This window comes from Snuella lapsa, assembly GCF_039539345.1.
In the GTDB taxonomy this organism is placed as follows: Bacteria; Bacteroidota; Bacteroidia; order Flavobacteriales; family Flavobacteriaceae; genus Snuella; species Snuella lapsa.
Genome location: NZ_BAABCY010000036.1, coordinates 1 through 13,116, shown reverse-complemented (window position 1 = coordinate 13,116; position 13,116 = coordinate 1). Strand labels below are relative to the sequence as shown.

The 13,116-nt window shown below is 35.2% G+C and carries 15 protein-coding genes; all 15 read left to right on the top strand.

Translation table 11 applies throughout. The features are described from left to right. Window positions 1-222: 222 nt before the first annotated feature. A complete protein-coding gene (atpB, locus tag ABD792_RS07740; protein WP_345005303.1) occupies window positions 223-1,302 on the top strand; it encodes a F0F1 ATP synthase subunit A in 1,080 nt (359 codons plus the stop codon). Window positions 1,303-1,339: 37 nt separating this feature from the next. Continuing rightward, on the top strand, window positions 1,340-1,531 hold the full coding sequence (atpE, locus tag ABD792_RS07735; RefSeq protein ID WP_199114950.1) for an ATP synthase F0 subunit C: 192 nt from the start codon (window positions 1,340-1,342) through the stop codon (window positions 1,529-1,531). A gap of 78 nt (window positions 1,532-1,609) precedes the next feature. Next, window positions 1,610-2,110, top strand: coding sequence for a F0F1 ATP synthase subunit B (locus tag ABD792_RS07730; protein WP_345005302.1), 501 nt, complete (start codon window positions 1,610-1,612; stop codon window positions 2,108-2,110). Window positions 2,111-2,117: 7 nt separating this feature from the next. Then, complete coding sequence (atpH, locus tag ABD792_RS07725; protein ID WP_345005301.1) at window positions 2,118-2,654, top strand: ATP synthase F1 subunit delta; 537 nt, start codon at window positions 2,118-2,120, stop codon at window positions 2,652-2,654. 6 nt (window positions 2,655-2,660) lie between these two features. Continuing rightward, entirely contained in the window at window positions 2,661-4,241 is a 1,581-nt protein-coding gene (gene atpA, locus ABD792_RS07720) for a F0F1 ATP synthase subunit alpha (RefSeq protein WP_345005300.1), read from the top strand. An 88-nt stretch (window positions 4,242-4,329) separates the two neighbouring features. After that, entirely contained in the window at window positions 4,330-5,190 is an 861-nt protein-coding gene (atpG, locus tag ABD792_RS07715) for an ATP synthase F1 subunit gamma (RefSeq protein WP_345005299.1), read from the top strand. A 114-nt stretch (window positions 5,191-5,304) separates the two neighbouring features. Continuing rightward, a complete protein-coding gene (locus tag ABD792_RS07710) occupies window positions 5,305-5,805 on the top strand; it encodes a hypothetical protein (RefSeq protein WP_345005298.1) in 501 nt (166 codons plus the stop codon). Window positions 5,806-5,863: 58 nt separating this feature from the next. Next, complete coding sequence (locus ABD792_RS07705; protein WP_345005297.1) at window positions 5,864-7,291, top strand: oligosaccharide flippase family protein; 1,428 nt, start codon at window positions 5,864-5,866, stop codon at window positions 7,289-7,291. A gap of 40 nt (window positions 7,292-7,331) precedes the next feature. Next, window positions 7,332-7,766, top strand: a complete 435-nt coding sequence (dut, locus tag ABD792_RS07700) for a dUTP diphosphatase (RefSeq protein ID WP_345005296.1) — start codon at window positions 7,332-7,334, stop codon at window positions 7,764-7,766. A gap of 35 nt (window positions 7,767-7,801) precedes the next feature. Continuing rightward, the gene (locus ABD792_RS07695; RefSeq protein WP_425568126.1) at window positions 7,802-7,987 is read left to right on the top strand and encodes a GIY-YIG nuclease family protein; all 186 of its coding nucleotides are present in this window, start codon (window positions 7,802-7,804) and stop codon (window positions 7,985-7,987) included. A gap of 43 nt (window positions 7,988-8,030) precedes the next feature. After that, window positions 8,031-9,050, top strand: a complete 1,020-nt coding sequence (locus tag ABD792_RS07690; RefSeq protein ID WP_345005294.1) for a sugar nucleotidyltransferase — start codon at window positions 8,031-8,033, stop codon at window positions 9,048-9,050. Between the two features lie 84 nt (window positions 9,051-9,134). Beyond that, complete coding sequence (locus tag ABD792_RS07685; RefSeq protein ID WP_345005293.1) at window positions 9,135-10,496, top strand: tetratricopeptide repeat protein; 1,362 nt, start codon at window positions 9,135-9,137, stop codon at window positions 10,494-10,496. Next, window positions 10,496-11,266 carry a lipoprotein insertase outer membrane protein LolB1 gene (gene lolB1 / locus ABD792_RS07680; protein ID WP_345005292.1) on the top strand — a complete coding sequence of 257 codons (771 nt, stop codon included), beginning with the start codon at window positions 10,496-10,498 and terminating at the stop codon, window positions 11,264-11,266. The genes ABD792_RS07685 and lolB1 overlap by 1 nt, the downstream gene beginning before the upstream one ends. Continuing rightward, window positions 11,266-12,495, top strand: a complete 1,230-nt coding sequence (locus ABD792_RS07675; RefSeq protein WP_345005291.1) for a murein hydrolase activator EnvC family protein — start codon at window positions 11,266-11,268, stop codon at window positions 12,493-12,495. Before lolB1 ends, ABD792_RS07675 begins: the two co-directional genes overlap by 1 nt. A gap of 60 nt (window positions 12,496-12,555) precedes the next feature. Then, window positions 12,556-13,065: a hypothetical protein gene (locus ABD792_RS07670; protein ID WP_345005290.1), complete on the top strand. Its 510-nt coding sequence runs from the start codon at window positions 12,556-12,558 to the stop codon at window positions 13,063-13,065. Window positions 13,066-13,116: the final 51 nt, after the last annotated feature.

Genomic DNA, 13,116 nt, shown 5'->3' with positions numbered 1-13,116 from the left:
TAATGACGTTTCAAGGCTTGAATTCTTGGCTTTTTTTGTGCCCTACGGCTTGGGTTTAATTATAGAAACCATTAGCTTGAGCAAATGGTTAAATAGAATGGATTAATTGCACCTTAAAATCTTATTAATAAGTGAATTGAAATAAAAAGAAAAATAGTTTTTGTTTTTGAGATAAAAACCTACCTTTGCAGCGATTTTTAAGCCACTATTATTTAAAGTGATATGCGTAGAAAAATATCTTTAAAACCAATAACACTACTACTGTTTTTAATAACATTCACTTCTTTCGCTAAAGAAGGGCACTCTGAAGGGGAACCAAAGGGCGATATAAAAACAGAAATTAAGGAGTACATTCAACACCATTTAAAGGATTCTTACGATTTTAGCTTAACATCCTATACAAAAGAAAATGGAGAACATGTTTATGTTGGTTTTCCATTGCCAGTTATTCTGTTGGATAACGGTTTAAAAGTATTTTCATCGTCAAAGTTCCACCATGGAGAAACAGTTGCTGAGGTAGAGGGGAATTATTATAAATCTTACCATGGTAAAATTTATAAAACGGATGCTTCTGGTACAATAACTTACGATGATCACCATCATCCAACCAATGCGAAGCCTTTGGATTTGTCAATAACTAAAAATGTGTTTACAATCATTTTGGTTGGGTTATTAATGCTGTACATGTTTAGCTCTATGGCTAAGTCCTACCGTAAAGGAGCGTTACCAAAAGGAATGGGACGTTTATTAGAACCAATAGTGCTTTATATTCGTGATGATATTGCAATCCCTAATATTGGGAAAAAGCATTATAAGCGTTACATGAGCTTCTTGCTTACCATATTTTTCTTCATTTGGATTATTAACTTATTAGGTTTAACACCACTTGGCGTTAACGTAACAAATAATATAGCTGTAACATTGGCCTTGGCCTTATTAACGTTCTTTATTACAAACTTTACAGCAAATAAAAATTATTGGGGACATATATTTTGGATGCCGGGTGTGCCATGGCCTATGAAAATAGTGTTAGCCCCAATTGAATTATTTGGGATTTTTATTAAGCCATTTTCGCTGTTAATACGTTTGTATGCTAATATTACGGCAGGCCATATAGTGTTGATGAGCATTATCGGTTTGATGTTTATCTTTAAAAATTGGCTAGGAAGTTCGTTGTCATTTGGTTTGGCATTTGCCTTATCATTACTAGAGCTTTTAGTGGCAGCATTACAGGCATATATTTTTACAATGTTATCGGCATTGTATTTTGGGTCGGCTGTAGAAGAGCACCACGATCATTAATTTAAAAGTTGAATGTTTAATTTTTAATATATATTTTATGGAAATTCCAAGTATCGTAGGAGCAGGATTAATTGTTATCGGTGCCGGTTTAGGTATTGGTAGAATTGGTGGACAAGCTATGGAGGCTATTGCCCGTCAACCAGAAGCTTCTGGAAAAATCCAAACAGCTATGCTTATTGCAGCTGCACTTATTGAAGGTATTGGATTTGCTGCTTTATTCGCAGCTTAGTAACACTAGCAACAGCTATAACGGTTGGTTGTAGCTGTTGTTTAAAAAAGATTAGTTAAGATTATAACATAGATATACATGGAAAAGTTAATTAATGAATTTTCAATTGGATTGTTCTTTTGGCAATTGGTATTATTTGTAGGCTTAGTTTTATTGTTAAGAAAATTTGCTTGGAAACCCATTCTTGAGGCAGTTGAAAAACGTGAAGAAGGAATTAAAGATGCTTTGGATTCTGCAGAGAAAGCAAAGTTGGATATGGAGAACTTGCAGGCCGATAATGAGAAGCTTTTAAAAGAAGCTAGAATGGAGCGTGAAGCTATGCTTAAAGAAGCTAGGGATGTCAAAGCAAAAATGATAGAGGATGCTAAAGAGGAAGCACAAGAGCAAGCCAATAAAATGATTCAGCAAGCGCAAGCAGCTATTGAAGGGGAAAAGAAGTCAGCAATGGCAGAACTTAAAAATCATGTTGCTGGACTGTCTATAGAAATTGCAGAAAAAGTAATTCGTGAGGAATTATCTAACAAAGGAAAGCAAGTTGATTTAGTAGAGTCTATGTTGGCTGAAACAACTTTAAACTAAGTAAAAAATGGCAGGAGCAAGAGCAGCAGTACGTTATGCTAAAGCAGTCTTAAGTTTGGCCAATGGCCAAAATGAGGCTGATGCTGTGAATAACGATATGAAGTTAATGGCCACTACTATTGCAGAAAATCAGGAATTAAGCGATATGCTTAATAATTCTGTAATTAAGTCTGAGGCTAAAAAGGCAGTGTTATTAGCTGTTTTTCCTAATCTTAACGCAATTAGTACGGGTTTGTTTGATTTGCTAATAACAAACAAGCGTATAAGTATTCTAAATGATATAGCAATCAAGTATAGTGATTTATACGATATGCTAAATGGAAAAGAGATAGCACAAGTTACAACAGCCCTTCCTTTGACTAAAGATTTAGAAGCCAAAGTACTTGCTAAAGTAAAAACGCTTACAGATAAAACTGTTGAGCTTCAAAGTATTGTAGATGAAACCATTTTAGGAGGGTTCATCTTAAGAGTTGGCGACAAGCAATATGATGCGAGTGTTTCTAACAAACTTAACAAATTAAAAAGAGAATTTACATTAAATTAAAATAAGATGGCAGAAGTAAAACCAGCTGAAGTATCAGCAATCTTAAAACAACAACTTGCAGCATTTGAAGCGTCAGCTTCGCTAGACGAGGTAGGGACAGTATTAACTGTTGGAGATGGTATTGTACGTGCTTATGGACTTTCTAATGCGCAATACGGAGAATTGGTAGAATTCGATGGTGGTTTAGAAGGGATTGTACTAAACCTTGAAGAAGATAATGTTGGTATCGTATTATTAGGTGCTTCCATTGGGGTAAGTGAAGGTTCTACAGTAAAACGTACAGGTAAAATTGCCTCTATTAATGTTGGAGAGGGTATAGTTGGACGTGTTGTAGATACGCTTGGTAATCCTATTGATGGTAAAGGAGCTATTGTTGGTGAGACTTTCCAAATGCCTTTAGAGCGTAAAGCACCAGGAGTTATTTACCGTGAGCCCGTAACCGAGCCATTACAAACAGGTATTAAATCTATCGATGCTATGATTCCTGTTGGACGTGGACAACGTGAGTTGGTGATTGGTGATCGTCAGACCGGTAAAACAACAGTTTGTATTGATACCATCTTAAATCAAAAAGAATTTTACGATGCAGGTGAGCCTGTATATTGTATATATGTAGCTATAGGACAAAAAGCGTCTACTGTTGCTTTAATTGCAAAAACATTAGAGGAAAAAGGAGCGTTAGCGTATACCACTATTGTGGCTGCAAACGCATCAGATCCTGCACCAATGCAAGTTTATGCTCCCTTTGCAGGAGCTGCTATTGGTGAGTATTTTAGAGATACTGGCCGTCCAGCTTTAATTATCTATGATGACTTATCCAAGCAGGCAGTAGCTTACCGTGAGGTATCCTTGTTATTACGTCGTCCACCAGGACGTGAGGCCTATCCAGGAGACGTTTTCTACTTGCACTCTCGTTTATTGGAGCGTTCTGCGAAGGTTATCAACGATGATGCCATTGCAAAAGAAATGAACGATCTTCCTGATGTATTAAAACCAATCGTTAAAGGAGGAGGCTCTTTAACAGCATTACCAATTATTGAAACGCAGGCTGGTGACGTATCGGCATATATCCCAACAAACGTAATTTCGATTACCGATGGACAGATATTCTTGGAGTCCGATTTATTTAACTCAGGTGTACGTCCAGCGATTAACGTAGGTATTTCAGTATCACGTGTTGGTGGTAATGCGCAGATTAAATCCATGAAGAAAGTAGCTGGTACGTTAAAGTTAGACCAGGCACAATTCCGTGAACTAGAAGCGTTTGCTAAGTTTGGTTCAGACTTGGATGCCGCAACTTTAAACGTGATCGAGAAAGGTAAACGTAACGTTGAGATCTTAAAACAAGCTCAAAACGATCCGTTTACAGTTGAAGATCAAATTGCGATTATTTATGCTGGATCTAAGAACTTGTTAAAAGATGTTCCTGTAGAGAAAGTTAAAGAATTTGAAAGAGACTATATAGAGTTCTTAAATGCTAAACATAGAGATGCTTTAGATACTTTAAAGTCTGGTAAGTTAACAGACGAAGTTACCGATACATTAGTAGCAGTAGCTAAGGATTTATCAGCAAAGTATAAAGCATAATTGTCATTCCTGCGAAAGCAGGAATCTCATAATTTGGAGTTCAATTAAAATAGATTTCGCATTAAATGCGGAATGACAAAAAGAGATTATGGCTAATCTAAAAGAAATACGCAACAGAATATCATCGGTGTCTTCAACCATGCAGATAACCAGTGCCATGAAAATGGTGTCGGCTGCAAAGTTGAAAAAGGCACAAGATGCTATTACCGCAATGCGTCCTTATGCAGATAAGTTAACCGAGCTTTTACAAAGTTTAAGTGCGACTTTAGATGCAGACTCAGGAAGTACTTTTTCAACACAGCGAGATGTAAAGAACGTATTGATTGTTCCCATTACCTCTAACAGAGGCTTATGTGGTGCTTTTAATTCGAACATCATAAAGCAAACAAACTATTTAATCGACAATGTTTATGCCGGCAAAAATGTATCTGTAGTTGCAATAGGAAAGAAAACCAACGATGCCTTTGCTAAGAAGGATATTGTCATTGCAAATAAAAGTGAGGTTTTCGATGATTTGACTTTTGATAATGTCTCTGAAATAGCCCAGTTGTTAATGGATAAGTTTGTTGCAGGCGATTTCGATAAAATTGAAGTTGTGTATAACAAATTTAAGAATGCCGCAACGCAAGAAGTAATAACTGAGCAGTTTTTGCCAATTGTACAAGTTGAGGCCAATGCAAATGTTAATCTCGATTACATTTTTGAACCTACTAAAGTAGAAATCGTTGAGCAATTAATACCAAAATCTTTAAAAACGCAATTGTATAAGGCAATAAGAGATTCTTTCGCAAGTGAGCACGGTGCTCGTATGACTGCAATGCATAAAGCTACCGATAATGCAACCGAATTGAGAGATCAATTAAAACTGACGTATAACAAAGCGCGTCAAGCAGCTATTACTAACGAGATTCTTGAGATTGTTGGTGGAGCAGAAGCTTTAAATAATTAAATTGCTGCCCTAAGAATATTCAAAAGGGATTTTCACTATAAATTATCAAGCCTCACTTTAAGTGGGGCTTTTTTATGGCATCAATTTTGAATCCATATCTTTATATTGTTAGAAATGGATACTTTAAAAAACATATCGTTTTCATCTTTAATCATACTGGTAGTGTTGAGTTGTACAAGTGCCCAGAAACTCCAAGATAGGATTCCTATGGTGTTTGGTGAAGTTTATTATGAGCCTTGGCTATCGGGGGTGAAAAGCGGCGGTAAAGGAGGTAATTTGTATATTCCAGTGCTATCGAACCCTAAGGATATCACACTAGATAGCGCCTTTTTTAGAGGAGAACAAGTTAAGTTGGAATTTGTAGATAAATCATTATTCATAGGGCGATTTAAAACTTCCCTGAATCAAAAGCAGGATATTATTATGAGCAATGAACCCTATGCCGAATATGGTAATACAGCGCCAGTACGTCCCAAAAAGAAACCTTTTGAGTTACAAGATAATGCCTGTATAGTAAGTTATAACGATGGCAACAAAACGCTTTACTTTAAAATCGAGGGCATTATCGAAAAAAACGTACAAATATATCGAGGTTCCCGTACTAAGAAGCAATAACTTATCTTTGGTTTACGTTAGCTAAAAACGTATTTTTAGCGATATAAACAAATACTACTTGAGTACATTAAAGACCTTCTTTAAGGATACCATAATATACGGACTAGCAACTGTTTTGCCAAGACTAATGAATTTTGTTTTGGTACCATTACATACTGATACATTGGAAACAGCTAGTTATTCTGATAATACCACATTTTATGTTTATGCTGCTTTTTTTAATGTACTGTTAACCTATGGAATGGAAACAGCCTTTTTTAGGTTTTTCAGTAAGAGTGAAGAAAAAAGCAAAGTATTTTCTACGGCTTTAATTAGTTTGATAGTAACAACTATTATCTTTTTAGCGGTTGTGTTATCATTTAGTGCAGAATTGGCACAATGGGTAAATTTGAAAGAAAGCTATTTTAACCTATTAATAGGTGTGTTAGTTTTAGATACCATTGTAGTTATACCTTTTGCATATATAAGAGCTACAGGAAAGCCTATTAAGTTCACGGCTATAAAATTGGGTAATATTTTTATTTATGTCTTGTTGAATTTTTTCTTTTTATGGGCTATTCCAAAGTTTGGTATAAAAGTTTCCTATTACGATGGGGACGACTTAGTAAAATATATATTTATAGCTAATTTTATAGCCAGTGTGGTTACTTTTTTACTGTTAACGCCCTACTTTTTTAAAACTAAGTTACAATTTAGTAAAGTCATTTTTAAACAGTTACTAAATTATGGCTTGCCAATTATGGTAGCTGGTTTAGCCTATGTTATTAATGAAAATTTTGATAAGTGGTTACTGCCAACTGTTCTGGGTAAGGATATTAATGGGGCATACAGTGGATGTTATAAAATAGCGGTCTTTATGACTATTTTTATTCAGGCGTTTAGACTTGGGGCAGAACCGTTCTTTTTTAATCATGCCAAAGAAAAAAATGCAAAAGAGACCTATGCCATTATAATGAAATACTTTGTTATATTGGGAAGTTTCATGCTTGTTTTTATTATTGCTTATTTGGATGTTTTTAAGTCCCTAATCGTTAGGGATGAGAGTTATTGGGTGGCTATAAACATTGTGCCAATAGTGCTGTTGGCTAATTTGTGCTTGGGCATTTATTTCAATTTGGCCATTTGGTATAAGTTAACCGATAAAACGCGTTACGGCATGTATCTGTCGCTTATAGGGGCAGTCATCACAATTGTTTTTAATGTTATTATGATTGAAAAAATAGGATTTATTGCAGCGGCATGGGCTACATTATTGGCCTACGGAACCATGATGGTTCTGTCATATTATTTGGGACAAAAACACTACCAAGTTCCCTATAATCTCAAAAGTATAATAAGCTATTTGGTTTTAGCCATTATTTTATCAGTTTTAGCACTTAACACAAATGCAAACTATTATATAAATACAGTTTTACTTTTAGTATTTTTGGGTATTATTTATGTCTTAGAGAAAAATGAATTAAAAAGACTGCTAACAAGATTATAATGCCATATTAGGGTTAGGAAGTCAATTAAAAATCAGAAATATGCAAATTAAAATAATAAATACATCCAATCACGAATTGCCAAACTATGAAACCATCGCTTCAGCAGGCATGGATTTAAGAGCAAATATAAGCGAACCTATTAGTTTAAAACCTCTAGAAAGAACTATTGTAAAAACAGGTTTGTTTATTGAATTGCCTATTGGTTATGAAGCTCAAGTACGTCCTCGTAGTGGCCTTGCAGCCAAAAAAGGTATAACGGTATTAAATGCTCCAGGTACAGTTGATGCTGATTATAGAGGGGAAATTGGCGTGATATTGGTAAACCTTTCTAACGATAATTTTACAGTAGAAAATGGTGAACGTATTGCCCAATTGGTAATTGCCAAACACGAAAGGGCCGAATGGAATGAGGTTGAAGTGTTATCGGAAACATCTCGTGGAGCAGGCGGATTTGGAAGCACAGGAACAAAATGATTCTTGCGGAGGCAGGGGTCTCTAAAAAAACAGTAATGGGTTTCTGGTATGTCTATATTATGACAAATAAACAACAAGGAGTTTTGTATATAGGAGTAACAGATAATATTGAAGAGCGGGTTAAAGAACATAGGAAAATAGATTTGGTAGAAGATATGAATCCTGCTAGGTTGGATCTTAGTCTTAATTGGAATTTAAACCTGAATAAAATTAGAGAATAAAGTTTAACATTAAAAGATACCTGCTTATGCAGGTAATGGTAAGATGAAAATAATAGTGCCGATGGCAGGACGTGGGTCACGATTAAGACCCCATAGTTTAACAATACCAAAACCTTTAATTCCGGTTGCAGGTCAGCCAATTGTACACCGCTTGGTAAAAGATATAGCTAAGGTTTTAAATCAGCCTATAGAAGAAATTGCATTTGTACTGGGCGACCCTGCTTGGTTTGGAGATGATGTCGTTTCAAGTTTGCAAGATTTAGCAAAAGATTTAGGAGCCAAAGCCTCAATTTACCGTCAGGACCAACCTTTAGGGACCGGTCATGCCATTATGTGTGCCAAGCCCTCATTGTCTGGGCCTGCAGTAATTGCTTATGCAGATACATTAATAAGAGCGACTTTCGACTTAGATCCAGATGCCGATAGCGTTATTTGGACTAAAGAAGTTGATAACCCAGAGGCCTATGGCGTTGTAAAATTAAATGCTAATGAAGAGATTGTTGAGTTGGTAGAGAAACCTCAAAATTTTGTTAGTAACCAAGCAGTAATAGGTATTTATTACTTTAAGGATGTAAGCATTTTAAAGGATAAATTACAAGAAGTTTTGGAAGAAAACGTTATGAATGGTGGAGAGTACCAAATAAATGACGGAATTAAACGTATGATGGCCGATGGGAAAATTTTTAAAACAGGTACGGTTGATGAATGGATGGACTGTGGCAATAAAGCGATAACTGTGGAAACTAATGGTAAAATGCTAGGCTTTTTAAAAGCGGATGGCGAAGAGCAATTAGTTGCTCCTTCAGTGAAATTGGATAACTCTAAGGTTATAGAACCGTGCTTTATAGGAGACAATGTTGTACTTAAAAACACAACTATTGGCCCTTATGTATCCATTGGGCATAATAGTTTTATCGAAAATGCTACTATTAAGAACAGCTTAATACAAACCCATACCGTCATTAAAAATGCTAACTTAGATGAAGCAATGATTGGGAATTATGTTTCGTTTGATGGTAATTTTAAGGCGATTAGCCTAGGTGATTATGCCGTTTTGGAGTAGCTTACAAGCGTAGATGAAATTGCTTAACTTTTGGAATACATATTGTACTACTTATATCGAGGTTGAAGTCGAAAAGGTGTTTTTATGAAAGGTAACATATACATAATACTATTTCTTTTAGGAGGCTTTTTGTTTCCTACACATCATTATGCCCAAGTAGATTTTAATAAAAAGCCAGATGACGATTTAGGTAATGTAGAGGATAAATTTCAAGAACTCTTTTTTGAAGCACTTAAGCAAAAAGGGATTGAGAATTACGATCGCTCTATTGAGGCACTTTTAAAATGTGTTGAATTAGATAAGAATGTTCCAATATTATATTTCGAGCTTGGAAAAAATTATAATAAACTAAAAAATTTTGGAGCAGCCGAAGAAGCCTTAAAGAAAGCGGTAATTAAAGAGCCCGATAACGAATGGTTTTTGGATGAGCTTTATGCGTTTTATGCCCAACAAAACGATTATGATAAAGCCATAAAAACTGTTAAACAGTTGGTTAAATATCATCCCGATTACAAAGAAGACCTGGCCGCTTTATATGTTAGGACCAAAAAGTACAAAGATGCATTGGAGCTTTTGGATGAACTTGATGCAGAGTTTGGTGTTTCAATGGAGAGAGATAGGATGCGTAACCAAGTATATGAGGCAACCGGGCGCAAAAAAGACCAAATAAAGAATTTAGAAGCTCGAGTTGAGAATAATCCAGACAAAGAATCTAATTATTTAAACCTTATATTCAGATATAGTGAGAACAACGATAAAGAAAAAGCTTTTGAAACAGCAAAAGAATTGCTAAAAGTAAACCCGAACTCACATTTAGTACATTTGGCCTTATACAAGTTTTATCTGGATGATGTCGATACCCAAAAGGCTATAGCCTCTATGAAAATAGTTATCAAGAGCACCCAAATTAAGCCAGAAGCAAAGCTCAAGGTCTTATCAGATTTTGTGAAATTCGTAGGGAACCACCCAGAATATGAAGCCGATTTGGTTGAAGCGACCCTATTAATGGGAGATTTAAACAACGCCAAAACACTTGTTGAGGTGGCACAATACTATATACAGAATAATAATAAAGAAAAAGGACTAGAATATTATGAGCAAGCCTTAGAGTTGGATACTGATAATTTTGATATTCTACGTAATGTGTTGCTGTTATATGTCGATTTAAAAAAAGATACATTAGCAGAAGCGAAAAGTAGTAAAGCATTGGAAAAATATCCCTCGCAGCCTATTCTTTACCTAATAAATGGTGTGTCTTTAAATAATTTACTAAAACATAAAAAGGCTATAGAAGTTTTAGAAATTGGACTCGATTATATTATTGACAGTCCTAAAATGGAAGCCGATTTTTATAATCAGTTAGGTAAAGCCTATGGCCTGTTAAATAATGAAGCCAAAGCCAAATTTTATAATGATAAAGCCAAACAATTAGAATCTTCAAATTAATGTATACTTATAGACGCTCCATTACAATCCTGTTGCTGTTACTGGTTTTTAATTGCAAATCGACCAGAACGGTCAGATCTGGAGAAGCAAACCTTAAATTATCAGCTAAGCAGTTAATTAAGGAAAACTTAAGGCAAACACCCCATTTTAAAACCTTGGCGGTGCGGGTAAAAGTAGATGTTAAAGATGGTGATAAAGAAAAGGGATATACCGTTAACATGCGTATAGAGAAAGACAAAAAAATTTTATTGATGTCTTCACCAATATCTGTTGTTAAGGCTCTGATAACACCTGATAAAGTCAGTTTTTATAATAAACTTGATAACACTTATTTTGAAGGCGATTACAGTTATTTAAGCAAGTTGTTGGGAACAGAATTGGATTTTGAAAAAGTACAGAATTTGCTTTTGGGAGAGGCGCTGTTCCATCTAAAAGATGAGACATACAAAGTGTCGGTAGATGACAATACCTATGTTTTAGAACCCAAACAGCAACGTGCTGTTTTTGAACTGTTTTTATTGCTAGAGCCTTCTTATTTTAAAATTAAGTCACAGCAAATTTACCAACCCGAAAAGTTTAGACATTTACAGATTGATTATTTAGCTTATCAAAAGATAGAAAAACAAACGTTACCACAACATATTAAAGTTATTGCTATTGAGGCGAATGAAGAGCTAATTATTAATTTGGAGTATAAGGGGGCAGCATTGGATGTCGACCTTAGATTTCCGTTTAAAATACCATCTGGATATAAGGAAATAGCATTTTAATGATAAAAACCACTACCATAAATAAGTCTGTTTTTTTGTTGGCTTTCTTGCTATGTTCTGCCATTGCTTTTACTCAAAACAACAAGCAAAAAGCATTGGAGACACGCCGACAGGAATTGCGTCGAGAGATTCAGAAGATTAATGAGCTACGAACCGAGAACAAGTCGAAAGAGAAATCGGAATTATCATTAATTGAAAATCTTAATTATAAAATACGCATATTAGATAATTTAATTAAAGTTACAAATCAACAAGCTAATTTGTTAACAAGGGAAATTGACGCTAACCAAAAACGAATTACAGCCCTACGAGATGAATTAAAACAATTAAAGGAAGACTATGCTGGAATGATCGTTAAATCGTATAAAAGCAAAAGCCAACAAAGCAGAATTATGTTTTTGTTGTCTTCAAACGATTTTAAGCAGGCATATAAGCGTTTACAGTATATAAAGCAGTATTCCGATCACCAAAAACAACAAGGAGAAGCGATTAAGGCAAAAACAAGGGAATTACAGCAAGTTAATGTCGACTTGTTAAAACAGCAAGAAGATAAAAAGAAATTAATTGCTGATAATAGGGAGCACCAAAGGACTTTAGAAACTGAGCGTAAACAGCACGAGGTTATAATGAAATCTATAAGAAAGAACATTTCCTTGTACGCTTCCCAAATTAAGAGAAAACAACGCGAAGCCGAGAAGATAGATGCTCAAATAGAACGTATTATTAAAGAAGCTATTGCCAGTTCCAATAAACGTGCTGGAAAGGCGTCTAGTTCAACAGCGTTTGCTTTAACAGCCGAAGAGAAAATATTAGCATCCAATTTTACAGCCAATAAAGGAAAATTACCCTGGCCGGTAGAAAAAGGCTTTGTTAAGTTGGGTTATGGGAAGCAACCGCATCCACTAGATAAGTCCTTATCAATTAATAGTCCTGGGGTTCGAATCGCAACCGAAAGGAATGCCAAGGTACGTGCTATTTTTAACGGAGAAGTAACAAGGATTGTTGCCATTAAAAATGGAAATATAATAGTTATGAACCGACATGGAAATTACTTTACCGCCTATAAGAATTTAGGAAAGGTTTATGTGAAAAAAGGCGATAAAATTTCTACAAAACAAGAAATAGGCGAAGTTTTTACCAATCCGTCTACAGGGGACACAACACTAAATTTCAGTATTTTTAAAGAAACCAGAACAGAAAATCCGGCTTCGTGGATCTATAAAATGTGATTGCTTTTTTTGACGCAACCAAAATAAGTCTTTTACATCTTAAGAGAAATAAAGAACGTGATGCAGTATCTTTTTTTGTTAATCGCACTCGGAAGCTTTTTTTCGTGCGAAGAAGGAGGTGAATCTAATTGTTATCCAGAAGCGGTAGTGCCAAATTGGTATGCTGAAAAAGAAATAATGGTGGCTTATGGTGCAGAGTTTGAAAGAAACAATTATACCGTATCAAACGGCGATAAGTTGGTGTTTGAGTATAACCATTCAGGAGCACAATGTGATGATATTATTGATGATGAATGGGGAGAAAAATTAACTTTTCAGGTAGAGTTGGGGGAAACAGAATTTGAATTTAGTAATAATGAAATTCTTTTAACGAAATGCTTTTATCAGCAGTATGGAGCCTGGGTGTCACATGTAAAACATGAAGTTGAAAAAGGAACCATTAAAGGCAGTAAAGTCTCTAATAAGACTTGGAGCATAACAGTGGACGTAGAAATTATGGACTTATTGTTAAACGATAAACCTAAACAAATTCAATTTACCGAAACATATATTAACGTGAATCTTGTTTAAGCCGCCCATAGAGATAGTTGATTGGATTCAATGGGTGTAATGTTCAGAGAC